Here is a 21,768-nt window from a genome sequence, read left to right as displayed (position 1 = left end):
AAGTGAAGGTAGCGATCATCACGGGTGCGGGCAGCGGTATCGGGCTCGAGACCGCGAAGATCCTCCACGCGGAAGGCTTCGCGATCGTCGGCGTCGGCCGTTCGAAGGACAAGCTGGCCACGCTGGAGGCCGAGATCGGCAATCCCGCCCATGTCCTCGCGATCAGTGCCGACCTGACCGACCCGGGCGCGCCCGGCGCCATCGTCGCGCAGGCGCTGGCCCGCTTCGGCTGCATCGACGCGCTGGTCAACAATGCCGGCGTCGGGAGCCCCAAGCCGCTCGACGAAACCGACGATGCGATGCTCGACGATTTCCTCGACATCATGCTCGTCGCCCCGTTCCGCCTGTGCCGCGACGTCGTCCCGCACCTGGGCGAGGGGGCGAGCGTGGTCAACGTGACCAGCACGTTCGCGCATGTCGGCGGACGGCGGGGCGGGGCCTATTCGGCGGCGAAGGGCGGGCTCAAGTCGCTCACCGAGCACATGGCCTGCGAATACGGCCCGCGCGGCATCCGCTCGAACTGCGTGGCGCCGGGGGTGACGATGACCGACATGGTCCGTCATCGCTTCGAGGACGAGGGCTTCAAGCGCGCCAACGTCGAGACCACGCCCTATCCGCGCCTCGCCCAGCCGCAGGACATCGCCTCGGTGATCGCTTTCCTGTGCCTGCCGGGCAGCGAGATGATCAACGGCCAGTCGATCGTCGTCGACGGTGGCTGGACGGCCACCAAGTACCTGTCGCCGCGCGTCACCCGCACGACCTGGATCGAACCGGACGCCGCGCCGCTGTAAGGCGACGAGGCGGGGTTTCACGCGGGCGGTGGCTGCACGGAGGCGCGGGCCACCAGTTCGGACGCGAAGCCGGCCATAGGCACCGGCGCCGCGCCCGCAGCGATGCGGCGGACCGCCTCGGCGCCCATCGCGCCCCAGGGCACCCGCATCGAGGTGAGCGCGGGCAGGGCGCGCACGGCAAGGGGCGTGTCGTCGAAGCCCGCTACCGAGAGCTGCGAGGGAACCTGCACCCCGGCCTGGGCCGCGGCGTGGAGCACGCCCACGGCCATCTCGTCGTTGCCGGCGACGATCGCGGTGGGCCGCGGGCTGATCTCGAGCAGCAGGCGTCCCGCCTCGATCCCGGACTCGAACGAATCGTCGCCCGGCACGATCAGCGCCGGTCCGCGGTCGAGCCCGCTGTCGGCCATCGCGTCGAGATAACCCAGTTCGCGCTGCCGGGCGCTGGGCGAGGTTTCGGGCCCGGCGACGAGGCCGATGCGGACGTGGCCCTGTCCGACCAGCCAGACGACGAGATCGGCGGCGGCACGACGCTCGTCGCAGGCGAGGCCCGGCTGGCCGCTCACCGGACCGAGCCGCACGCAGGGTACTTGCGCGACGCCGCACACCACCGCGAGATCCTCGCGCTCGCAGAGCGGGGGGAGGAGGACGACGCCGGCTGGCCGGTAGCGCCGAAGAAACTCGCGCAGGCGCGGGGCGCAGCCTTCGTCCGGTAGCGACTGGAGGACGAGCGCGAGTTCGCTGTCGGCAACGGCTGCCGTCATGCCGTCCCGCACCAGGCCGAGAATGGCCCCGGCGCTGCCGTCATGGACCAGCGCGACGAGCGGGTTGCGCCGCTGCGCCGGGACACGGGCCGTGCGCAGGGGAGGGTCGTTCGGGAGGGGCGTGTGCGGGGCGGCGGCGTTCAGGGTTTCGGCGGGGGCGATGCCGGCGCGCTCCAGGAGGGAAGCGGTCCGGGGACGCGTTTCGAATGTGCTCATGGCCCGATCTTCGACCTGCGGGCCTCGCTTACCAACCCCTGTCTGGTCCGAAACGGCGCGGATTGCGGTTACCCTATAATACAACCCGGCGATTGCAGAGTGGTGACAAGCGGCCTATTGAGCCGGCGACAAGGCCCCCGGCGATCCTGCCTGATGCCGCTTCGCCACGGAAAGAGATGCAGCCCGCGCCGACCCAACGCCACTATGGAATGGACTGGCTTCGCGTCGGCGCTTTCGTGATGCTGATCTTCTACCACGTCGGCTTCTCGTTCACGCCCTGGGGCTTCCAGACACCCACCCGCGGCGTCGTGTCGTGGGCCGAGATCCCGCTGCTGGGTCTGAGCGCCTGGCGCCTGGCGCTGCTCTTCGCGATTTCGGGCTATGCCAGCGCGGCGCTGTACGCGCGGGAACGGGATACCGGCACCTTCCTCAAGAGCCGGCTGATGCGGCTGGGGGTTCCGCTGCTGTTCGGGCTGACCGTGATCGTGCCGCCGCAGCCCTACATGGGCCTGCTCAACAGCGGCTATGCCCACGGCTACGGCTACTTCCTGTTCCACGACGCCTTCAGCTTCCGCCGGGTGATCCACGAGAACCTGCCGGCGGTCATGCACTTGTGGTTCGTGATATACCTGCTGGCCTACACCATGGCCTTGAGTGTCGCGCTGATGCTGCTGCCCGACCGCTGGCGCACCGCCCTGCGGCAGGGCGCCCAGAAGCTGCTGGCCGGACCCTTCCTGCTGCCGCTCGGTTGCCTGGCGACGTATGCGGTGCGGGCACCCGGCGACGGCTGGACCGACACGCACGACCTGTTCACGGACTTGGTCGCGCACCTGCACTACGGCGGGATGTTCCTGTTCGGCTTCCTCCTGCGCGGCTCGGAACCGCTGCGGCAGGCGATCGCGCGGCAGTGGCGGCCTGCGCTGGTGGTGGGGCTGGCGGGCTATGCCTTCGTGGCGCTGGAAGCCTGGTACTTCCCCGGGAACGTGCGCACGCCCCGGGCCTGGATCGAGCCGCTCGACTTCGCCAAGTCGGTGCAGTGCTGGGGCACGGTGATCGCGCTGTTCGGCATCGCCGACCGCTTCTGGAACCGCGACGCCCGGTGGCGCGGCACGCTCGCCGAGGCGGTGTTCCCGGTGTTCATCGCGCACCAGACGGTCATGGTGCTGGTCAGCTACTGGCTGCGCGACAAGGGACTGACCGCGCTGCCCGAATTCCTGGTGCTGTGCGGGACGGTGGCGGGCGGTTCGTGGCTGTTCTATCTCGCCGGGCGCGAGATCGGACCGCTGCGCCCGCTGATCGGCCTCAAGCGCGCCAAGCCCTCGCGCCGGCCCAAGGCCTCTGCGCTGCCTTCGACGGTGGGGTGATCGGGGCCCTTCGTCCCTCTTATGGGGAGGAAACCGTCGCATCCCCGACCCCGCGGGAGGAGAGCCCGCGAGGCCGGAGCCGGTCTGAAGTCAGTCCTTTGCCAGCAGCAGCGCCGCGGCCAGCGGGCCGCCGCCCGATGTCGCCACCGCGACCCTGGGATCACCGGGAATCTGGCGTGCGCCCGCGTTTCCGCGTAGCTGCGTCACCGCTTCGTGCGCGAAGCCGAACCCATGGAGGCGCCCGGCGCCGAGCTGGCCACCGGCCGTGTTGAGCGGAAGTTCACCGTCGCGCGCGATCCGGCTGCCGCCCTCTACGAAGCGGCCGCCTTCGCCCCTTTCGCAGAAGCCCAGGCCCTCCAGCCAGGTGATCGGCAGGAACGCGAAGCCGTCGTAGAACTGCACGGTGTCGACGTCTGCCGGCCTGTAGTCGGTATGCGCCCATAGGTCGCGGCCGGTATCGTAGGCGGCGGGCCATTCGACCTGGTCCCACGAATAGCGGTCGACCGAACCGGACGAGGCGGCGATGCGGATCGGCTCGCACCTGATCTCGTCGAGCGCGTCGCCGGCCGAGACGATGATGACGGTGGAGGCGTCGGAGAAGCGGTCGCAGTCGTAGAGGCACAGCGGCGTCGAGATCAGGCGTGCTTCCATGTACTTGTCGAGCGTCAACTCCTCCCTGGTGATCGCCTTCGCCCGCGGGTTGAGCATGGCGTTCTTCGAGCCGTTGATGGCGATCTGGGCGAGCTGCTCGCGCGTCATGCCGTACTTGTGGACGTGGCGCGCGGCGTACTGCGCGGTCCAGCAGGCGGCCGAAGTCGCCCAGAACGGGCTGGTCCATTGCGAGGCGCCCGAGACGGTCTCCGATCGGGCCGGCATGTACTGCGCCGGGTCCGCCATGCCGCCCGCCTCGTACACGGTACGGAAGCACAGGACGTGGCGGCAGATGCCCTGCTTCACCGCCCAGGCGGCCATGGCGATGGCGGAAAGCTGCGCGGGCTGTTCCATCGCGCCCATCTGCCACTTGGACTTGATGCCGAACGCCTCGATCACCTCGTCGGTGCCGACCGGCGAGAAGGCGAGGTAGCCGTTGACCTTGCCCGGGAACGAGAACACTCCGTCGATCTGGTCGAAAGTGAGCCCGGCTTCCGCAACTGCCTCGCGCGCGGCGTCGAGGGTCAGCAGCAGCGGGTGGCGCGGCAGGCGCACGCCGACTTCGGACTGGCCGATGCCGGTGATGTAGGCTTCGGTTCTGGCCATCAGGCGACCTTCTCGAACAGGGGATAGAAAATGCCGTCCTGCTCCTCGAAAACCACTTTCACCGCATCGCCGAAAGCCACGGCCTCGACCGGGCAACCCACGATATTGGTGGTGAGGTAGACCCCCGGGACCCCGTCGAGCGCGACCCGGGCGATGACGTAGGGCACTTCGAGCCCCTTGGCCCAGGGCTGGTGGTTGATCGTGAACGTGTCGATCACGCCGGTGCCTGCGACCGCGTCCGCCGAGATGTTCTCCGACTGGCAATGACGGCACAGGACGCGCGGCGGGTGCGTGTACTGGCCGCAGTCGCCGCAATGGACGATCCTGAGCGCACCTTGCGCGCCGCCCGTCCAGAAGGCCGTGTTTTCCTGGTCCAGCTTGGGCCTTGGCCGCGGTGGGTTCATGTGACGCTCTCCCGGTTCTTGTGGTGTTCAGTCCGGTGTGGCGGGGCGATCGTCAATAGCCGTGCCCATGTCATCGCGGCCGCGTTCGGTCGGGGATGGGTGGGGAGGGAACCCGGACCCCAAAGGTCGTCGCCCTGAACCCGTGTCAGGGTCCATCGCGCCGCAGGCGCCGCCTCTCCAGCAGCAAGCCGCCCTCTCGTCGCACGACACGAAGCGCCGGGCAAACTTGCGGAACGGGCCCTGAAACGCGTTCAGGATGACGATCTGTGTCGGTCATGCCTCACTTGACCGCGGGCATGATCTCCTCGGCGACCCATTGGGTATAGTCGTAATAAGCCTGGATGCTCGGCAGGTCAGGGATGGGCACCGAACTCCAGGTCACGCCCAGGGTCCGGAACCAGCCGAGGCGGTCGATGATCTCCTGTTTCGTCTGGCCGGGCCGGGCGGTCGGATCGTCGACGACCGCATGGCCTTCGCCGACGCGGGCGGTGGACATGCCGTAGAACACGTCTGCCAACTGGCCGTTGTAGTCCGGCTGCGAGCGGATGAGGTCGATCCGCGCCGGGATGTCCTCGGGCCGGGTCAGGAATGGCCACCAGCCTTGCGCGTGGCGTGCCACCCGTCGCAGCACGGCGTCCGCGTCGCCGCCGAACCAGACGGGCAGGTGCGGTTTCTGGACCGGCTTGGGTTCGAAGGCGACGTCGCGGAAGGAGACGTACCGGCCTTCGAACTCGGGGCTGTCCTGGGTCCACAGGGCGATGATCGCCTGGATGTATTCGTCCGCCATCGCGCCACGCTCGCGGAACGGGACGCCGAGCAGGGCGAATTCCTCTTCCAGCCAGCCGACCGCGAACGTGATCGTGACCCGGCCGCTGGAGAGCCAGTCCATCGTCGAGAGCGCCTTTGCGGTGACGATCGGGTTCTGCGCGGGCAGGATCGCGATGCACGAATTGACCCGGACCGTCTCGGTCGCCCCGGCGATATAGGCCATGGCGGTATAGGCGTTGAAGTAGAAGGGGCCGGACAGGTCGACGTGGCTGTTGGGAACGACGTGGTGCTCGGGCACGGCGATCATCTCGTAGCCGAGCTTCTCCGCCCACTTGGCGAGCCGGGTCTGGTCCGCGCCGGTGACTTGCGTTTCCCACGGCTGCATCGTCGCCCTGAGCCGCAGCATGTGCGGCATCGCGAAGCCCAGTTTCACGATGTGCTCCCCCTCGAGACTGTCCTGTTCCAGCGGCACCGGCCCACGCCCGTCCCGAAGGGGGCGTGGGTCGGCGCCGGCAGGTCCGGGACTCAGGCGGAACCCATGTACCTGCCGCCGTTGGTGCTGATGGTCTGCCCGGTCATGTAGCTCGCTTCCTCGGAGGCGAGGAAGGCGGCGGCCGCGGCGATGTCGGCGACCTGGCCGAGGCGGCCGACCGGGAGCGAGGCGCCATAGGCCTCCGCGTCGATGGGCGCGCCGCGCAGCATCGGGGTGTCGATCGAGCCGGGCGGGATCATGTTGGCGGTGATGCCGGTCTTGCCCAGTTCCAGCGCCAGTGCCTTGGTCAGGCCGAGCAATCCACCCTTCGAGGCGACGTAGTGGGTCTGCGAGAACGAGCCCGACTGGGTCGAGGAGGACGTGATGTTGATGATGCGGCCCCACTGGGCGGCCAGCATGTCGGGCACGATCTCCTTGGTGACCAGCCACGGGCCCTTCAGGTTGATGCGGATGACCTTGTCGAACTCGTCGTCCTCGACGTCCATGAACGGCGTGAACGGGGCGATGCCGGCGTTGTTCACCAGGATCGTGATCGGGCCGAACGCGGCACGGGTCTGGTCCGCGGCCGCCTTGATCGCGGCCTTGTCCGAGCAGTCGGCGACGATCGCAAGGGCCTTGCCGCCCGCGGCCTCGATCAGCCTGACGGTTTCGGCGGCGCCTTCGGGGTTGAGGTCCCAGACCCCGATCGCGGCCTTGTCCTCGGCAAGGCGCAGCGCGATGCCGCGCCCGATTCCCGAGCCCGCGCCGGTGATTACGGCAACCTTGCCGTCAAGCGAACGTGTCATGTGAATGGCTCTCCCAGATCCGTATTGCTGAACATCTGAACAGCATTCCCGCCGGGAAAGTCAAACCGCCGCCGCGATACCGTCGTCCCGAAGCAAGTCCGGGACGACGAAGGCCCTTACATGCGTTCCGCGAAGCTGCCGTAGCGGCCGCGGTGGAACAGCATCGGTTCGTCTTCGCGCACGGCTTCCATGCGCAGCACTTCGCCCAGCACGAACCAGTGGTCACCCGCTTCGGTGACCGAATAAGTCCGGCACTCGATCGCCGCGATCGAATCGGCGATGACCGGCAATCCGTGATCGGACACCGCATATTCGACGCCGACGAACTTCGCCTCGCCCTTGGCTGCGACCGAGCGGCAGACCTCGCCCTGGTCGCTGGCCATGACGTTGACGCAGAAGTGCCCGGCCTTCTCGATCAGAGGCCACGAGGTCGAGGACTTGTCGGGGAAGAAGCCGACCAGCGGCGGATCGAGCGAGACCGAGGTGAAGCTGCCTACCACCATGCCGGCCGGCTTGCCTTCGTCGAGCGCGGTAATCACGCAGACGCCGGTGGGATAGCTGCCGAGAACCTTGCGGAAGGCTGCCGGATCGATCGTCGTCTCACTCACGCTTTCACACCTTTTCTCCTGCCGGGGCATCCCCGGGAACTCTGCCTTGCGGACGTGTCCGCGACGTCGGCCTTGCGGGGACCTGTCCGAAGGAATGCGCCGACGCGATATTGCCGGTCCCTAGTGCCCGTTAGCCCTGTGCCGGGCAAGAGGGGAGCGCTAATCTCGTGGAACACCCGATCCTCGGTGGCCCCGGTACCCATTGCATCCGGGGTCATCAAGGTTGCTGTTTTTGCAAGTCCGGACATTTAACCGCGCGCTTAAAAAACTTGCCTCGACCTGTTCAAAGGTGCAGTGAGCATCCTTGTAGAGGATGGCCTAACGCGCTGCGAGGGTCGATCCGGATGCCAGCTTACAGCGGGGCCGGTGCGGCCGGACACCCGCGCGGTACACACAAGGGAAGATGCATAATGGCTACTGCTGAACTCATCGCCGAAACGCCCGTCGCCGCCGAAGTCGCCGACCTCGTCGCCCGTTCGCGGGCCGCTCAGGCGCAGATCGAGAACGCCACGCAGGAGCAGGTCGACCGCTGGATCCGCGGCATGGTCTACGCCGTCTGCAAGCCCGGCATGGACGAGGAAATCGCCCGCGAGACCGTCGAGGAAACCCAGCTCGGCAACTACGAAGGCAAGTTCAAGAAGATCTCGGTCAAGACCCGCGCCACCCTCTACGACATCATCGACGACAAGTCGGTGGGCGTGATCGAGGTGGACGAGGAGCGCAACCTCGTGAAGATCGCCAAGCCCGTCGGCGTGATCGGCGCGCTCTCGCCCTCGACCAATCCCGAGGCGACCCCGGTCATCAAGGCGATCAGTGCGGTCAAGGGTCGCAACTCGATCATCATCTGCCCGCACCCGCGCGCCAAGTTCATCAATGCCAAGATCTGCAACCTGATGCGCGACGCGTTGGTGAAGATGGGCGCGCCCGCCGACCTCGTGATCCCGATCGAGCAGCCCTCGGTCGAGAAGACCAACGAAGTCATGAAGCAGTGCGACCGCATCCTCGCCACCGGCGGTACGCCGATGGTCAAGGCGGCCTATTCGTCCGGCACCCCGGCGCTTGGCGTGGGCGTGGGCAACGCGGTCATCACGGTGGACGACACCGCCGACCTCGACGACGCCGCGACCAAGATCCTGCTGTCCAAGACGCTGGACTATGCCGCTTCGTGCTCGTCGGACAACTCGGTGATCCTGCTCGACGCGATCTACGACGCGATGCTCGAAAAGCTGAAGGCCAAGGGCGGCTTCATCATCGAGGGCGAGAACAAGACCAAGCTGCAGAACGCGATCTGGGAAGACGGCGAGCACATCAACGCCAAGGTCGTCGCCCAGTCGGCCCAGTTCATTGCCGACTATGCCGGCTTCGCGATCCCCGAAGGCACCGCGTTCTTCATCGTCCCGGAAACCGGCTACGGCCCGGATCACAAGTTCTCGGGCGAGAAGATGACCGTCACCATGGCGCTCTACCGGGCCAAGGACATCGACGATGCGATCCGCCTGACCAATGCCATCCAGGGCTACCAGGGCCAGGGCCACTCCTGCGGCATCTACTCGACCAGCGACGACAACATTACCAAGCTGGCGCTGGGCACCAAGACCAGCCGCGTGATGGTCAACCAGCCGCAGTCGGCCTCGAACTCGGGCAACCTGTGGAACGGCATGCGCCAGACCTTCTCGCTGGGCTGCGGTTCGTGGGGTGGCAACGGCACCAACAACAACGTCACCTGGCGCGATCTCATCAACGAGACCTGGGTGTCCAAGCCGCTCGCGCAGAACAAGGTGATCCCTTCGGACGAGGCCCTGTTCGGCAAGGACATCATCGAGCTGGTCGGCTGATTTCCCTCGCGGCAACCGGATCGGGTGCGGAGCGTTTCTGCACTTTTATCCGGTGCCGTGAATGGAGACTACCGATGACCCGCACGCTTTCCTCTGGTTCGCTGGCTCTCGTGGCCGTCACTGCCGCGCTGTCGCTCGCAGCCTGTTCCAGGCAGCCTGAAGCGCCCGCGACGCAAGCGGCCGCAACCGAGACGGAGGAGGTGTTCCAGGAGGATGCGGGAACCGCCAGCGAGGCTCCCGAGCCTGAAGCGAGCGCGGTTTCGCTGGACGAGATTCCCGAGGCCGTGCGCGGTCGCTGGGGCCTCGTCCCGGCGGACTGCACCAGCACCAAGGGCGATGCCAAGGGCCTGCTCGAAGTGTCGGCCGACCAGCTCAAGTTCTACGAGTTTGTCGCCAGGCTCGGCACGATCAAGGAAGCGGGCGAGAGCCGCATTCGAGCGACTTTCGCCTATACCGGCGAGGGCCAGAGCTGGACCCAGGACGTCGTCCTCGACGCGCAGGACGACGGCAAGACGATGATCCGGCGCGACTACGGCAAGGACGCTATGCCCGGGCCGCTCAAGTACACCCGCTGCACGTGACCGATCACGGCAGGATGACCACACAGGGGCGAAGATGACCGAACAGTTTGGGCTGACCGAAGACCAGCTTGCGATCCAGGAAACGGCGCAGAAATTCACCGCCGACCGGATCACGCCCTTCGCCGCCGAGTGGGACGAGAAGCACCATTATCCTGTCGACGTGTGGAAGGCGGCGGGCGAACTGGGCTTCGGCGCGATCTACGTGTCGGAGGAAGGCGGCGGCATCGGCCTGGGCCGACTGGACGCGGCACTTATCATGGAGGCCATGTCTTACGGCTGCCCGTCCACCAGCGCCTATATCTCGATCCACAACATGGGCGCGTGGATGATCGACACGTTCGGCGACCAGCAGCTCAAGGACCGTTACCTGCCCGAGCTGGTGACGATGGAGAAGATCGCCTCCTACTGCCTCACCGAACCGGGCTCGGGTTCGGACGCCGCGGCGCTCAAGACCACCGCGCGCCTCGATGGCGACCACTACGTCCTCAACGGCACCAAGCAGTTCATCTCGGGCGGCGGTGTCAACGACGTCTACGTGGTGATGGCCCGCACCGGCGAGCACAAGTCGCGCGGGATTTCCTGCTTCGTGGTCGACAAGGACACGCCGGGCCTCAGCTTCGGCGCGCCGGAGAAGAAGCTGGGCTGGAACAGCTCGCCCACCGCACAAGTCGTGTTCGAGGACTGCCGCATTCCGGCCGCGAACCGCGTCGGTGCCGAGGGCGACGGCTTCAAGTTCGCGATGGCCGGCCTCGACGGCGGGCGCATCAACATCGGCGCCTGCTCGCTGGGGGGCGCGCAGCGCTGCCTCGACGAGGCGATCCAGTACGCCAAGGACCGCAAGCAGTTCGACCAGCCCATCGCCGAGTTCCAGAACACCCAGTTCCGCCTCGCCGAAATGGCGACCGAACTGGAAGCCGCGCGCGCGCTGCTCTATCTCGCGGCCGCCAAGGTGACCGCCGGCGCCCCCGACAAGACGCGTTTCGCGGCGATGGCCAAGCTGCTCGCCAGCGACACCGGCTCCTCGGTGGTCGATCGCGCCTTGCAGATCTTCGGCGGCTACGGCTACCTCAAGGATTATCCGATCGAGCGGTTCTGGCGCGACCTTCGCGTCCATCGCATCCTCGAGGGCACCAACGAGGTCATGCGCATGATCGTCGGCCGCGACCTGCTGAAGTAAGACGCCGAAGTTAAGATGAGGGTAGGGGGACCCATGACCGAAGAACTTCTGACCCGGCGCGAGGGCGTTGCCGGCATCCTGTCGCTCAACCGACCCAAGGCCATCCACGCGCTGACCCAGGGCATGTGCGAGGCAATGAGCGCCGCGCTGGCCGGATGGGCGGACGATGTCGAGGTGAAGGCGATCATCGTCGAGCATGCCGAGGGCCGGGGCTTCTGCTCGGGCGGCGACATCAACCTGCTGCGCCACTCGGCGCTTACCGATGGGGGTGAGGAAGGGCGCCGGTTCTTCTTCGACGAATACCGGCTCAACGACCAGATGTTCAACTACGGCAAGCCGCTGGTGGCCTTCATGGATGGCATCACCATGGGCGGCGGCGTCGGCATCTCGCAGCCCGCCAAGTACCGCGTGGCGACGCAGAACACCCGCTTCGCGATGCCCGAGACCGGGATCGGCCTGTTCCCCGACGTCGGCGGCGGCTGGTATCTGTCCAATCTCGAAGGGCGCGTCGGCCAGTTCCTCGCGCTCACCGGCGCGCGGCTCGACGGGGCGGAATGCCTCTGGGCGGGCCTTGCCACCCACTACCTGCCCGCCGAGGCACTGCCAGAGGCCAAGGCGCGCATCGCCGCAGGGGAAGAGATCGGCGGCGTCCTCGCCGCGCTCGCCACCACCCCGCCCGAGGCGAAGATCGCCGCCCATGCCGCCGCGATCCGCCAGCATTTCGCGTTCGATACGCTCGAGGACGTGCTCGCATCGCTGGAGAGCGATTCCGGCGAATGGGCTGCCAGGGAACTGGCGACGTTGCGCACCAAGAGCCCGCAGTCGTGCAAGGTCGCGCTGCGCCAGTTGGCGGAGTCCGCCGCGCTCGACACCTTCACCGAGAACATGGCGATGGAATACCGCATCGGCGCCCGCGTGCTGGTGCTGCCCGATTTCGCCGAGGGCGTGCGCGCGGTGATCGTCGACAAGGACCAGTCGCCCAAGTGGAGCCCCGCGAGCCCCGAAGGCGTGACCCAAGAAATGCTGGACGCGATCTTCGCGCCGCTGCCCCCTGAAGAGGAATGGAAGCCCTTATGAGCTACGAAACGATCCTGGTGGAGCAGAAGGGTGCCGTCACCCTCATCACGCTCAATCGCCCGCAGGCGCTCAATGCGCTCAACTCCAAGGTTCTCGCCGAACTGATCGAGGTCTTCGCCGCCTTCGAGGCCGACAAGTCGCAGGGTTGCGCGGTCATCACCGGCTCGGGCGAGAAGGCCTTCGCGGCCGGCGCCGACATCAAGGAAATGTCTGAGAAGCCGAGCGCCGAGTTCTATGCGGAAGACTTCTTCTCGGCTTGGACCAGCCAGATCGTCAAGACCACCCGCAAGCCCTGGATCGCGGCCGTCAACGGCTTCGCGCTGGGCGGCGGCTGCGAACTGGCGATGATGGCGGACTTCATCATCGCCTCGGAAAACGCCCGGTTCGGCCAGCCCGAGATCAAGCTCGGCGTCGCCCCCGGCATGGGCGGCTCGCAGCGCCTGACCCGTGCGGTGGGCAAGGCCAAGGCGATGGACATGTGCCTCACCGGCCGCATGATGGACGCCGCCGAGGCCGAGCGTTCGGGCCTCGTCAGCCAGGTCGTCCCGCTCGATGCATTGCTGGAAACCGCGCTCAAGTCGGCCGCGACGATCGCGGCAATGCCGCCGCTCGCCGCGACCATGAACAAGGAAATGGTCAACCTGGCCTTCGAGACCACGCTCGACACCGGCTTGGTGCTGGAGCGCCGCATGTTCCAGGTCCTCACCGCCACCGAGGACAAGGTCGAAGGCATGGCCGCCTTCGTAGAGAAGCGTCCCGGCATCTGGAAGGGCAAGTAAGATAGCGGCCTAGGCGGAAGTCGGTCCGGACCCGATCCGGGATCGCTCGCCAAGCCCTGCAAACCCATCGGCAAGGCGTAGCGCGCGCAGGAACGTCGCGCGGCCTTGCCAGCGGTCCCCGCTCTTGCGGGGACGACGAACTGGAGAGTCTTGTCATGAAGATCGCATTCATCGGCCTCGGCAACATGGGCGGCGGCATGGCCGCGAACCTCGTCAAGGCGGGCCACGAGGTCCAGGCCTTCGACCTTTCGGCCGACGCTCTCGCCAAGGCCGCCGAGAACGGCTGCACGACTTTCACCGCCGTTCCCGATGCCGTCGCGGGCGTCGACGCGGTCGTCACCATGCTGCCCAACGGCGGCATCGTGAAGGCGGTCTATACCGCCGACGTGATCGGCAAGGCGCCCGCCGGCGCGCTGTTCCTCGACTGCTCGACGATCGACCTCGCCACCACCCGCGAAGTCGCCGCCCTTGCGGTCGCGGCGGGCTACGAGATGGTCGACGCTCCCGTCTCGGGCGGCATCGCGGCGGCCAACGGCGGCACCCTGACGTTCATGGTCGGCGGCGACGAGGCCGCGTTCGAGAAGGCCAGGGCCGTGCTCGATCCGATGGCCAAGGCGGTCATCCATGCGGGCGAGATCGGCGCCGGCCAGGTCGCCAAGATGTGCAACAACATGCTGCTGGCGATCCACATGATCGGCACCTGCGAGGCGCTGGCCCTTGCCGAGAAGGCCGGCCTCGATCCGCAGAAGTTCTACGAGATCAGCTCGAAGTCCACGGGCTACTGCTGGTCGCTCAACGACTATACCCCGGCCCCCGGCATCGGCGCGGCGAGCCCGGCGGACAACGGCTATGCCGGCGGCTTCGCCTCGGCGCTGATGCTGAAGGATTTGCGCCTGGCGATGGGCGGTGCTGGCACCGCGGGCGCCACGGTGCCGCTGGGCGAACACGCGACGAAGATCTACGAGGCGTTCGTGGAAGCCGGCAACGGCGGCAAGGACTTCGGCGCGATCTTCACCACCCTGTAAGGTGTCGTCGTCGTCCCGGATCAGGTCCGGGACGACGATGCGTCTCGTCGTTCCCGCTCGAAGGCCGGAACCTTCATCCCCTTGGTTCGGCTGGTGAGGTGGAATTGCCGGCACAACCCGCAGCGGTATGGCCGCAGCGGGAAGGGGGCTTTCGCCGCAACCGCCAGCGCCGCTTCCTCGCTCGCATAGCGCGCCTTGCGCTGGCAGATGCCGGGGCGGGTGCGCATCTCAGCCCAGCAGCCCGGGCCCCAGCAGCGTGAGGAGCTTCACGTCGATGGCGTACCCTTCGTCGCGCCAGCGCTGGATGGCCTGCCCGATCCCGGCGAGGGGGACGTGGTGGACGACGATGTCCTCGTGCTCCACGCCGCCGCCGTCGCCGACCTTCAAGAGGTCGCGCGCGCGGAACAGGGTGAAGCTTTCGCTGACCATGCCGGGTGAAGAGAAGAACTCGCCGACCGTTTCCATGGTGCCGGCGCGGTAGCCGGTTTCCTCCTCCAGCTCGCGCGCGGCAGCGATGCCGGAGTCCTCGTCGGCGTTGTCGTCGTGGTCGCCCACTAGGCCGGCGGGCAGTTCGATGCAGCGCTTGCCCAGCGGCACCCGAAACTGGTCGACGAGGATGACGTGGTCCTGCGCATCGACCGCAAGGATCACCGCTGCCCGGATGCCACGCGCGCGGCTGACGTATTCCCAGCGGCCCTGGCGCTTGGTGGTGATGAAGCGGCCTTCCCACATCGTCTCGACGGGCTCTGCGGCATCGTAATGGTCGGGAAGGGTCGCGGTCATACTTCGATCAGCCTGTCGGGGAGTTCGTTGACGTCGCCCTCGAGCCGGGGGACGTGGGTGGTGAGGACGGCGCCGACCTTGCCGATCCCCGCGATCATCGCGTCGGCCGTGCGGCCGGCGCGCAGTTCGGCCAGCATGGCGTTCATGGCCTCGGCCCAGACGCCGGGCTCGACCCGGGTGGCGATGGCCTTGTCGGCGACGATCTCGGCGCGGTGCTCGCGCATCGAGAGGTAGATGAGGATGCCGGTGCGCCCGGTGGTGCGCTGCTCGGCGCCGATGCGGAAGGCGCGCAAGGCGCGTTCATGGACGCGCATGGTGCGGATCGGCGCGGGGATCAGCAGGAACTTCAGCGGCTGCCACAGTTGCAGCAACATCATCCCGGCGAACTTGAGCGTCGCCACCCCCAGCGCCAGCGAGAGGATCATCCGCGGGGTCCATTCGTGGCCCCAGTCGGCGATGAGGCGGTCGTAGAGGCCCATGTAGAAGTCGGGCGCGATGGCCAGGGCGCCCAGCGCGAGAAACGCGACCAGCGCCGACCACGCCATCGCGACGTCGGTATAGCCATCGGAACGGTCGGCGAGGATCGTCACGATCTCGCCCGAGCTGAGCAGTTCGGCCTCGGCCACGGCAGCGCTGATGCGGTCGCGGTCGGCCTCGGAAAGATACTTGGGACTTGCCATGACCTACCAGCTCCCGCTCGCGCCGCCGCCGCCGAAGCTGCCGCCACCGCCGGAAAATCCACCGCCGCCGCCGAAGCCGCCGCCACCGCCCCAGCCGCCGCGATCGTCGTCGTCGCCGAAGCCGCCGGGCATCCAGATGATCGGGCCGCCGAAGCCGCTGCGCCGTCCGCCGCCGCCCATCGTCGAGCGCAGGATCGGCAGGACGAAGAAGAAGATCACGACGAGAATGAAGATGACGGTGCCGGGCGAGACGTCGTCGCCCCCGTCCGCGCGCTGCCTGTCGGCCTGCGCGGCGATCTTCTGCGCTTCTTCGGGAGGCAGGGTGAGCTGCTTGACGATCGCGTCGGTGCCGGCCGCGATGCCGCCGGCCATGTCGCCTTCCTTGAAGCGCGGGAGGATCTGGCCGTTGATGATGAGGAAGCTCATCCCGTCGGTCAGGATCGGCTCGAGGCCGTAGCCGACCTCGATGCGTACCTTGCGCTCGTTGGGCGCGACCAGCAGGATGGTGCCGTTGTTGTCGGCCTTCTGGCCGATGCCCCAGGCCCGGCCGAGCTGGTAGCCGTAGTCGGAAATCTCGTAGCCGTTGAGGCTGGGCACCGTCGCCACCACGAGCTGGCGGCGCGACTGCTTCTCCAGGGCCTCCAGCTTCTGCGTGAGCTGCGCTTCCTCGGCGGCCGGGATGATGTTCGCGGCATCGACGACGCGGCCGGTCAGCTTGGGGAACTGGAGGGCGGTGCTGTCCTGCGCCCCGGATTGGGCCCATGCCTGTGGCCCTGCAAGCAGGGCGCACAGGGCCAGGATCGCGGCCGTCAGGACGGCCCGGATTTGGGTCACCGGATCAGATCTTGCCTTCGAGGTCCGGGGCCTTCTCGGCACCCGGCGTGACCGACTTGTAGGGCACCAGCGGGTCCGCGCCGCGCAGGCGGGCACCGATCATCGAGGGGAAGGTGCGCACCTCGGTGTTGTAGTCCTGCACCGCCGCGTTGTAGTCGCGGATGGTGATGCGGATGCGGTTTTCCTGGCCCTCGAGCTGGGTCTGCAGCATCTGGTAGTTGGCGTTGGACTTGATGTCCGGATAGGCTTCGACGTTGGCGAGCAGGCGACCGATGTTCGCGCCCAGGTTCGCCTGTGCGGCCTGGAACTGCTCCATCTTCGCCGGATCGCCCAGGTCGTCGCCCGAAATCTGGATCGAAGTCGCCTTGGCACGCGCCTCGGTGACGCCCACGAGGATGCCCTTCTCCTGCTCGGCCGCGCCCTTGGCGACGGCGGCGAGGTTGGGGACCAGGTTGGCGCGTTCCTGGAACGCGGCCTCGACGTCGGCCCACTTGGCCTTGGCGGCTTCCTGCTTGGTCGGCACCGAATTGAAGCCGCAGGCGGCGAGCGAAAGCGCTGCCGCCAGAGCCAGTACCGTGCGGCCCTTGCGGGCGGCGTTGATGAGCGACATCGGCTTCGTTCCTCCACTGGACGCCGGTAAGACCGGCAGCTTCCACGCACGATAGATAGCGACGGACCATGACGGATCAAGCGTGCCCATGAGCGCTGGTGGAAACCGACAGCGTTAACAAACGTTTGAGGGGGCGCATCGACTGTGCCAAAACGCACGCATCCGCCCAGCCCAATCCGCCGACAAGGGACCCAAGCGAATGGCAATTTTCGAGGAATTCAAGAAGTTCATCTCGCGCGGCAGCGTGCTCGACCTTGCGGTCGGCGTCATGATCGGCGCGGCGTTCGGCAAGATCGTCACCTCGCTGACCGAAAACGTCATCATGCCGGTCATAGGCTGGGCTTTCGGCGACATCGACTTTTCGAAGTACTTCATCCGCCTCGGCGACATTCCCGCGGCCTACACCGGCAGCCCGACCGACTACGTCGCGCTCAAGGGCGCGGGCGTGGCGATGATCGGCTATGGCGAGTTCATCACCCAGATCGTCAATTTCCTCATCATCGCCGCAGTGTTGTTCCTGCTGGTGCGCTCGATCAACAAGATGGTCGAATCGGTGAAGAAGGAACAGGCGGAAGCCGATGCCGCCGCCGTCGCGCCGACCGACCCGCAGCTCGAGGCGCTCAAGGAAATCCTCGCCGAACTGCGCAAGCCAAAGGTCTGAAACGCAGGTTTGGCATCTGACGGGCGCCGCCGGCGAATGCGGTGTCGCCCGTCCGATGCACGCGGTCACTTCACATTCAGGATCATTGCCCTATATGGGCACCTGCCGGCCTCGGTCGGATATGATGATAAATTGCAGCGTGCAATAGATGCAGCGGACCCGGGGGCGGTACCCGGCGGCTCCACCATCACCCGTCTCCGCAAGGAGGCTACCCTGTTGTCGCAGGGGTGATGACGGGGCCGAACTAGGATCGACGTGTGTTGAAAAGCGTTGTTTTCATCCGGGCTGAGTAACCCGTTCAAGGCTCAAAACTCATAAGTGCCAACGACAACGACGCACTTGCTCTCGCGGCGTAATTCTAGGGGCTAACGCCCTGAAGTTACAAAGTTAGAACACGGTTGGGCCCACCGGGTAACAGAAGGGATTCCAGGGGCTGGGGGCGAGCCTGTCAACAGAATCGCCCCACCTTCTCCTGTCTTTGATCGGTCATTGCCGGTTGGTCATCGTCGTCGCGGACCTGATCCGGGACCGCCGCCGTTCATCGAGGCGATTCCTCGCCGGATGCCGCTCCTAAAGACCGACGGCGCTCCCGGCCTTCGCAGCGCCGCGGGGGGCCTCGCCCAGCCTCGTGGCTTTCTCGTACTTGATGCAGTCCAGAATCTTGGCGCCGGCCATGAACACCGCGCCAGTGCAGGCGAGGAACAGCAGCTTGCCGCCGAAGCCCGGGAACCGGGTGAGATAGACGCTGCCACGCTCCACCGCGCCCAGGGCCAGCGCGTAGATGATCATGTACGCTTCCCAATTGGTCTTGATGACAAACAGGCGACCGATTTTCCGGAGCATTTCCATCCCTTTGTACTGGTCACCAATGAGCAACGTCCGTGCCAGGCACGCGTTCCCGCCGAGTCCGATGCTTAACGGAAGCTGGAATGTAAGGGTTTCCGACGCGTTATGTAAATCCGGTAAGACCCCGGAGGGCATGCTCGGTCCGGGCGAGCGACAAGTATCTGAAAAGGCGCGCGGGTCGGCGACGTGCCGGCGGGTTGCGGGGGATTTGCAAATGGGACCTTGGGCGCTGTTGCCAATCGCGCGGGCTTGCGCCATATCGCTGGCGATCCTTCCCCAGGGCAGTTTTGGTAGTTGTAATGACCGTGCGTGTCCCTCGTCGGGCATCGCGCGTTCCAAACAGTGCGAGGAAGTATGACTGACAGGGTTGATCGTTCCGGGCTCAAGGTCGACGCGGAACTGGCGCAGTTCGTCGAGGAGCAGGTGCTGCCCCCGATCGGGCAGGACGCCGCTGCGTTCTGGCAGGGCTTCGCGCAACTGGTGGCGACGTTCGCGCCGCGCAACCGCGCGCTGCTCGCCACGCGCGATTCGCTGCAGGCGCGGATCGACGCCTGGCACGGCGAACGGGCCGGCAAGCCGATCGACCAGGGCGAATACCAGGCCTTCCTGCGCGAGATCGGCTACCTCGTGCCCGAACCCGCCCCTTTCACCATCGACACCAAGGGCGTCGACCCGGAGATCGCCTCGATGGCGGGACCGCAACTGGTCGTCCCGGTCCTCAATGCCCGCTTCCTGCTCAACGCCGCCAATGCCCGCCGGGGCAGCCTCTACGACGCCTGGTACGGCACCGACGCGCTCGATGCGGCGCCGGCGCAGGGGCCGGGCTACGACCCGGTCCGCGGCGCCGCGGTGATCGCGGCGGGCAGGGCGTTCCTCGACCAGGCCGTGCCGCTCAAGGCCGGTTCCTGGGCCGACCTCGAGGACCCGGAGGTCCTCGAACTCGCCAACGAGGCGCAGTTCGTCGGCGATACCCAGGGCGGGCTGCTGTTCAGCAACAACGGCCTTACCATCGAGGTCGTCTTCGATGCCGAAAGCCAGGTCGGCAGAACCGACAAGGCGGGCATCGCCGACATCGTCCTGGAAGCCGCGCTGACCGCGATCGTCGATCTGGAGGATTCGATCGCGGCGGTCGACGCGGCCGACAAGGTCCTCGCCTATGCCAACTGGCTGGGCGTCATCCGCGGCGACCTGACCGACACGTTCGAGAAGGGCGGCAGGACGCTGACCCGCGAACTCGCCGGCGACAAGGTCGTGACCCTGCCGAGCGGCGAGGAAGCGACCCTGCCGGGCCGAAGCCTGCTGTTCGTGCGCAATGTCGGCCATCTCATGACCAATCCGGCGATCCTGCTGCCCGACGGGAGCGAGATTCCCGAAGGCGTGATGGACGCGGTCATCACCAGCGCCATCTCGACGCAGGACGTCAGGGGCCTCGCGAAGTACGGCAACAGCCGCGAGGGCAGCATCTACATCGTCAAGCCCAAGATGCACGGGCCCGAGGAATGCGCCTTCACCAATGACCTGTTCGACGCGGTCGAGGATCTGCTGGGCCTGCCGCGTCACACCGTCAAGGTCGGCGTCATGGACGAGGAGCGCCGGACCTCGGCCAACCTCGCCGCCTGCATCCATGCGGTGCGCAGCCGCATCGTCTTCATCAACACCGGCTTCCTCGATCGCACCGGCGACGAGATCCACACCTCGATGCGGGCCGGACCGATGATCCGCAAGGCCGCGATCAAGGGTTCGGCGTGGATCGCCGCCTACGAGAAGCGCAACGTCGCGATCGGGCTGGCACACGGCCTGTCCGGCGTCGCGCAGATCGGCAAGGGCATGTGGGCCGCGCCCGACCGCATGCGCGACATGATGGAACAGAAGATCGGCCATCCCCGGACCGGCGCCAACACCGCCTGGGTGCCGTCGCCCACCGCCGCCACGCTCCATGCGATGCACTATCACCAGGTCAACGTCTTCGGCCTGCGCGAGGATATCGCCGGCGAGGAGATCCCCGGCCTCGACCTGCTGCTGCAGGTGCCGCTGGCCGGCGGGGCGAACTGGTCCGAGGAGGAAGTCCGCGACGAACTCGACAACAACGCGCAAGGCCTGCTCGGCTACGTCGTGCGCTGGATCGACCAGGGCGTCGGCTGCTCCAAGGTGCCGGACATCGACGACATCGGCCTCATGGAGGACCGCGCGACGCTGCGAATCTCCAGCCAGCACATGGCCAACTGGCTGCTCCACGGCGTCTGCAGCAAGGAACAGGTGCTCGATTCGCTCAAGCGCATGGCCGCCAAGGTCGACGCGCAGAACGCGGGCGATCCGCTCTACGAGCCGATGGCCGGGAACTGGGAGACCAGCATGGCCTTCCAGGCGGGTTGCGACCTCGTGTTCAAGGGCGTCGACCAGCCCAACGGCTATACCGAGCCGCTGCTCCATGCCTGGCGCCTGAAGAAGAAGGCGGCTGCCTGAGACCGGCCCGGCGCTGCTGCCCTCGAAAGGAGCGGCGGCGCCGGGCGAATGAACCAGATTTAACGTGAAGTTAGGTATTTATACGTAGTACGTTTCCAGCTCTGGCTAGGGGACGGCTGGTATGTTCATTCACAGGCAACGCATGCTCGCTCGCACGGTCGTCGCGGTTAATGCGACCATGCGCATCGGCAACAGGACGGCGGACGTGACGCTGACCAATGCCTCGTCACGCGGGGTGCTTGCGACCGTCGAGGCGCCGCCGCCGCGCGGCACGGCGATCGAACTGGAGATTGGCGGCCATGTCCTCAAGGGCCAGGTCCGCTGGCGCGGCGCCGACCGCTGCGGCATCGCGCTGCGCAACGAGATCAGCGTCGCCGACCTGATCGAGGGCAAGGCGGTGCCGATCCACTACGTCGCCGAGCGGCCGGTTCGCCGCGGTCCCCTGGAAATCTTCCGCGCCATGCTCGGGTAGGGGTGTGGGGCCGGTGCCGCTTGAACAGGACACGTTCAGCGCGCGTCGAAATCTTCGCGCGCGCGTTCGACCTTGTCGAGATTGGCCGCGGCCCAGATCCATACGCCGCAGAAAGCCTCGCTCAGGCTGGAGCCTAGCGGGGTGAGCGCGTAGTCGACGCGCGGCGGCACCACGGCGTGGACGTGCCGGGTAATCATGCCGTCGCGCTCCATGCGGCGCAGTGTCTGCGTCAGCATCTTCTGGCTGATCTCGGGAACGCGCCGGGAAATCTGCGTGAAGCGCTGTTGCCCGTGCTCCTCGAATACCTCGAGCAGGATCATCGTCCACTTGTCGGCGACGCGGCCGATGAGTTCGGTGACCAGCGCCTCGACGCGCGGGTCGATGTCCGCGCAGGCGGGCCCCTGGAGCGGCGGCGTGGTCATGGGCGCAGTTTCGGTCTCCATCGGAGGGTCACTCTCTTTTGGGTGAGTATAAATCTTTCGGGTGCCTTCTTTCCGA

23 protein-coding genes and 1 other RNA gene are annotated in these 21,768 nt (G+C 67.0%); 12 read left to right on the top strand and 12 right to left on the bottom strand.

The window, feature by feature from the left end; translation table 11 throughout:
* The first annotated feature begins 2 nt into the window (after nucleotides 1–2).
* Nucleotides 3–791, top strand: a complete 789-nt coding sequence (locus tag ACFFDA_RS16425) for an SDR family NAD(P)-dependent oxidoreductase (protein ID WP_404481819.1) — start codon at nucleotides 3–5, stop codon at nucleotides 789–791.
* A 17-nt stretch (nucleotides 792–808) separates the two neighbouring features.
* Here ACFFDA_RS16425 and ACFFDA_RS16420 read toward each other — a convergent pair whose 3' ends face one another.
* The gene (locus ACFFDA_RS16420; protein ID WP_404481818.1) at nucleotides 809–1,768 is read right to left on the bottom strand and encodes a substrate-binding domain-containing protein; all 960 of its coding nucleotides are present in this window, start codon (nucleotides 1,766–1,768) and stop codon (nucleotides 809–811) included.
* Between the two features lie 209 nt (nucleotides 1,769–1,977).
* On the opposite strand from ACFFDA_RS16420, the gene ACFFDA_RS16415 reads away from it, so the two are divergent.
* Nucleotides 1,978–3,132 carry an acyltransferase gene (locus ACFFDA_RS16415; RefSeq protein WP_404481817.1) on the top strand — a complete coding sequence of 385 codons (1,155 nt, stop codon included), beginning with the start codon at nucleotides 1,978–1,980 and terminating at the stop codon, nucleotides 3,130–3,132.
* 90 nt (nucleotides 3,133–3,222) lie between these two features.
* Here ACFFDA_RS16415 and ACFFDA_RS16410 read toward each other — a convergent pair whose 3' ends face one another.
* From ACFFDA_RS16410 to ACFFDA_RS16390, 5 genes are all read right to left on the bottom strand, one after another.
* Entirely contained in the window at nucleotides 3,223–4,389 is a 1,167-nt protein-coding gene (locus ACFFDA_RS16410) for a thiolase family protein (RefSeq protein WP_404481815.1), read from the bottom strand.
* A complete protein-coding gene (locus ACFFDA_RS16405; RefSeq protein ID WP_404481813.1) occupies nucleotides 4,389–4,793 on the bottom strand; it encodes a Zn-ribbon domain-containing OB-fold protein in 405 nt (134 codons plus the stop codon). Before ACFFDA_RS16405 ends, ACFFDA_RS16410 begins: the two co-directional genes overlap by 1 nt.
* A 280-nt stretch (nucleotides 4,794–5,073) precedes the next feature.
* A complete protein-coding gene (locus tag ACFFDA_RS16400) occupies nucleotides 5,074–6,033 on the bottom strand; it encodes a TIGR03619 family F420-dependent LLM class oxidoreductase (RefSeq protein ID WP_404481811.1) in 960 nt (319 codons plus the stop codon).
* A gap of 53 nt (nucleotides 6,034–6,086) precedes the next feature.
* Nucleotides 6,087–6,839 carry an SDR family NAD(P)-dependent oxidoreductase gene (locus ACFFDA_RS16395; protein WP_404481809.1) on the bottom strand — a complete coding sequence of 251 codons (753 nt, stop codon included), beginning with the start codon at nucleotides 6,837–6,839 and terminating at the stop codon, nucleotides 6,087–6,089.
* A gap of 116 nt (nucleotides 6,840–6,955) precedes the next feature.
* The gene (locus ACFFDA_RS16390; protein WP_404481808.1) at nucleotides 6,956–7,447 is read right to left on the bottom strand and encodes a flavin reductase family protein; all 492 of its coding nucleotides are present in this window, start codon (nucleotides 7,445–7,447) and stop codon (nucleotides 6,956–6,958) included.
* 410 nt (nucleotides 7,448–7,857) lie between these two features.
* On the opposite strand from ACFFDA_RS16390, the gene ACFFDA_RS16385 reads away from it, so the two are divergent.
* The 6 genes from ACFFDA_RS16385 to mmsB all read left to right on the top strand — a co-directional run bounded on the left by ACFFDA_RS16385 (nucleotide 7,858) and on the right by mmsB (nucleotide 13,921).
* Nucleotides 7,858–9,282 (top strand): aldehyde dehydrogenase family protein, encoded by a 1,425-nt coding sequence (locus tag ACFFDA_RS16385; protein WP_404481806.1) that lies wholly within the window; start codon nucleotides 7,858–7,860, stop codon nucleotides 9,280–9,282.
* A gap of 74 nt (nucleotides 9,283–9,356) precedes the next feature.
* Complete coding sequence (locus ACFFDA_RS16380; protein WP_404481804.1) at nucleotides 9,357–9,863, top strand: hypothetical protein; 507 nt, start codon at nucleotides 9,357–9,359, stop codon at nucleotides 9,861–9,863.
* A 34-nt stretch (nucleotides 9,864–9,897) separates the two neighbouring features.
* A complete protein-coding gene (locus ACFFDA_RS16375; protein ID WP_404481802.1) occupies nucleotides 9,898–11,040 on the top strand; it encodes an acyl-CoA dehydrogenase family protein in 1,143 nt (380 codons plus the stop codon).
* A 33-nt stretch (nucleotides 11,041–11,073) separates the two neighbouring features.
* The gene (locus tag ACFFDA_RS16370) at nucleotides 11,074–12,117 is read left to right on the top strand and encodes an enoyl-CoA hydratase/isomerase family protein (RefSeq protein WP_404481800.1); all 1,044 of its coding nucleotides are present in this window, start codon (nucleotides 11,074–11,076) and stop codon (nucleotides 12,115–12,117) included.
* On the top strand, nucleotides 12,114–12,896 hold the full coding sequence (locus ACFFDA_RS16365; RefSeq protein ID WP_404481799.1) for an enoyl-CoA hydratase-related protein: 783 nt from the start codon (nucleotides 12,114–12,116) through the stop codon (nucleotides 12,894–12,896). Before ACFFDA_RS16370 ends, ACFFDA_RS16365 begins: the two co-directional genes overlap by 4 nt.
* Before the next feature lie 155 nt (nucleotides 12,897–13,051).
* Nucleotides 13,052–13,921, top strand: coding sequence for a 3-hydroxyisobutyrate dehydrogenase (gene mmsB / locus ACFFDA_RS16360; protein WP_404481797.1), 870 nt, complete (start codon nucleotides 13,052–13,054; stop codon nucleotides 13,919–13,921).
* A gap of 228 nt (nucleotides 13,922–14,149) precedes the next feature.
* Here mmsB and ACFFDA_RS16355 read toward each other — a convergent pair whose 3' ends face one another.
* From ACFFDA_RS16355 to ACFFDA_RS16340, 4 genes are read right to left on the bottom strand one after another with little or no spacing between them, the layout of a single operon-like run.
* On the bottom strand, nucleotides 14,150–14,704 hold the full coding sequence (locus ACFFDA_RS16355) for an NUDIX hydrolase (protein ID WP_404481795.1): 555 nt from the start codon (nucleotides 14,702–14,704) through the stop codon (nucleotides 14,150–14,152).
* Nucleotides 14,701–15,384 (bottom strand): TPM domain-containing protein, encoded by a 684-nt coding sequence (locus tag ACFFDA_RS16350; RefSeq protein WP_404481793.1) that lies wholly within the window; start codon nucleotides 15,382–15,384, stop codon nucleotides 14,701–14,703. Before ACFFDA_RS16350 ends, ACFFDA_RS16355 begins: the two co-directional genes overlap by 4 nt.
* Nucleotides 15,385–15,387: 3 nt before the next feature.
* A complete protein-coding gene (locus ACFFDA_RS16345) occupies nucleotides 15,388–16,218 on the bottom strand; it encodes a TPM domain-containing protein (protein ID WP_404481791.1) in 831 nt (276 codons plus the stop codon).
* A 4-nt stretch (nucleotides 16,219–16,222) separates the two neighbouring features.
* Nucleotides 16,223–16,828 carry a LemA family protein gene (locus ACFFDA_RS16340; RefSeq protein ID WP_404481790.1) on the bottom strand — a complete coding sequence of 202 codons (606 nt, stop codon included), beginning with the start codon at nucleotides 16,826–16,828 and terminating at the stop codon, nucleotides 16,223–16,225.
* A gap of 199 nt (nucleotides 16,829–17,027) precedes the next feature.
* Here ACFFDA_RS16340 and mscL point away from each other — a divergent pair, with 199 nt between their 5' ends.
* Both mscL and ssrA read left to right on the top strand, forming a co-directional pair.
* Nucleotides 17,028–17,489: a large conductance mechanosensitive channel protein MscL gene (gene mscL / locus ACFFDA_RS16335; RefSeq protein WP_404481789.1), complete on the top strand. Its 462-nt coding sequence runs from the start codon at nucleotides 17,028–17,030 to the stop codon at nucleotides 17,487–17,489.
* Between the two features lie 65 nt (nucleotides 17,490–17,554).
* Nucleotides 17,555–17,956: a transfer-messenger RNA gene (gene ssrA / locus ACFFDA_RS16330) on the top strand.
* 103 nt (nucleotides 17,957–18,059) lie between these two features.
* On the opposite strand, the gene ACFFDA_RS16325 is transcribed toward ssrA, so the two are convergent.
* Entirely contained in the window at nucleotides 18,060–18,332 is a 273-nt protein-coding gene (locus ACFFDA_RS16325; protein WP_404481788.1) for a hypothetical protein, read from the bottom strand.
* A 357-nt stretch (nucleotides 18,333–18,689) separates the two neighbouring features.
* Between ACFFDA_RS16325 and ACFFDA_RS16320 the strand changes: the two genes are divergently transcribed.
* Together ACFFDA_RS16320 and ACFFDA_RS16315 are read left to right on the top strand one after the other, a co-directional pair.
* Nucleotides 18,690–20,798 (top strand): malate synthase G, encoded by a 2,109-nt coding sequence (locus ACFFDA_RS16320; RefSeq protein ID WP_404481786.1) that lies wholly within the window; start codon nucleotides 18,690–18,692, stop codon nucleotides 20,796–20,798.
* A gap of 121 nt (nucleotides 20,799–20,919) precedes the next feature.
* Entirely contained in the window at nucleotides 20,920–21,270 is a 351-nt protein-coding gene (locus ACFFDA_RS16315; protein WP_404481784.1) for a pilus assembly protein, read from the top strand.
* 35 nt (nucleotides 21,271–21,305) lie between these two features.
* Here the strand turns inward: ACFFDA_RS16315 and ACFFDA_RS16310 are convergent, their stop codons facing one another.
* The gene (locus ACFFDA_RS16310) at nucleotides 21,306–21,713 is read right to left on the bottom strand and encodes a winged helix-turn-helix transcriptional regulator (RefSeq protein WP_404481782.1); all 408 of its coding nucleotides are present in this window, start codon (nucleotides 21,711–21,713) and stop codon (nucleotides 21,306–21,308) included.
* Between the last annotated feature and the right edge of the window lie 55 nt (nucleotides 21,714–21,768).

It is taken from the genome of Novosphingobium sp. BL-52-GroH (assembly GCF_044813085.1).
Taxonomy (GTDB): Bacteria; Pseudomonadota; Alphaproteobacteria; order Sphingomonadales; family Sphingomonadaceae; genus Novosphingobium.
This window is presented reverse-complemented; position numbering and strand designations above follow the sequence as displayed.

Bases quoted from the DNA above. Each gene is read 5' to 3' on its own strand.
- ACFFDA_RS16350 (WP_404481793.1), bottom strand. From the start codon at position 15,384: ATGGCAAGTCCCAAGTATCTTTCCGAGGCCGACCGCGACCGCATCAGC.
- ACFFDA_RS16355 (WP_404481795.1), bottom strand. From the start codon at position 14,704: ATGACCGCGACCCTTCCCGACCATTACGATGCCGCAGAGCCCGTCGAG.
- ACFFDA_RS16315 (WP_404481784.1), top strand. From the start codon at position 20,920: ATGTTCATTCACAGGCAACGCATGCTCGCTCGCACGGTCGTCGCGGTT.
- mmsB (WP_404481797.1), top strand. From the start codon at position 13,052: ATGAAGATCGCATTCATCGGCCTCGGCAACATGGGCGGCGGCATGGCC.
- ACFFDA_RS16395 (WP_404481809.1), bottom strand. From the start codon at position 6,839: ATGACACGTTCGCTTGACGGCAAGGTTGCCGTAATCACCGGCGCGGGC.
- ACFFDA_RS16410 (WP_404481815.1), bottom strand. From the start codon at position 4,389: ATGGCCAGAACCGAAGCCTACATCACCGGCATCGGCCAGTCCGAAGTC.
- ACFFDA_RS16320 (WP_404481786.1), top strand. From the start codon at position 18,690: ATGACTGACAGGGTTGATCGTTCCGGGCTCAAGGTCGACGCGGAACTG.
- ACFFDA_RS16380 (WP_404481804.1), top strand. From the start codon at position 9,357: ATGACCCGCACGCTTTCCTCTGGTTCGCTGGCTCTCGTGGCCGTCACT.
- ACFFDA_RS16340 (WP_404481790.1), bottom strand. From the start codon at position 16,828: ATGTCGCTCATCAACGCCGCCCGCAAGGGCCGCACGGTACTGGCTCTG.
- ACFFDA_RS16370 (WP_404481800.1), top strand. From the start codon at position 11,074: ATGACCGAAGAACTTCTGACCCGGCGCGAGGGCGTTGCCGGCATCCTG.
- mscL (WP_404481789.1), top strand. From the start codon at position 17,028: ATGGCAATTTTCGAGGAATTCAAGAAGTTCATCTCGCGCGGCAGCGTG.
- ACFFDA_RS16325 (WP_404481788.1), bottom strand. From the start codon at position 18,332: ATGCTCCGGAAAATCGGTCGCCTGTTTGTCATCAAGACCAATTGGGAA.
- ACFFDA_RS16385 (WP_404481806.1), top strand. From the start codon at position 7,858: ATGGCTACTGCTGAACTCATCGCCGAAACGCCCGTCGCCGCCGAAGTC.
- ACFFDA_RS16420 (WP_404481818.1), bottom strand. From the start codon at position 1,768: ATGAGCACATTCGAAACGCGTCCCCGGACCGCTTCCCTCCTGGAGCGC.
- ACFFDA_RS16405 (WP_404481813.1), bottom strand. From the start codon at position 4,793: ATGAACCCACCGCGGCCAAGGCCCAAGCTGGACCAGGAAAACACGGCC.
- ACFFDA_RS16365 (WP_404481799.1), top strand. From the start codon at position 12,114: ATGAGCTACGAAACGATCCTGGTGGAGCAGAAGGGTGCCGTCACCCTC.
- ACFFDA_RS16310 (WP_404481782.1), bottom strand. From the start codon at position 21,713: ATGGAGACCGAAACTGCGCCCATGACCACGCCGCCGCTCCAGGGGCCC.
- ACFFDA_RS16415 (WP_404481817.1), top strand. From the start codon at position 1,978: ATGGACTGGCTTCGCGTCGGCGCTTTCGTGATGCTGATCTTCTACCAC.
- ACFFDA_RS16375 (WP_404481802.1), top strand. From the start codon at position 9,898: ATGACCGAACAGTTTGGGCTGACCGAAGACCAGCTTGCGATCCAGGAA.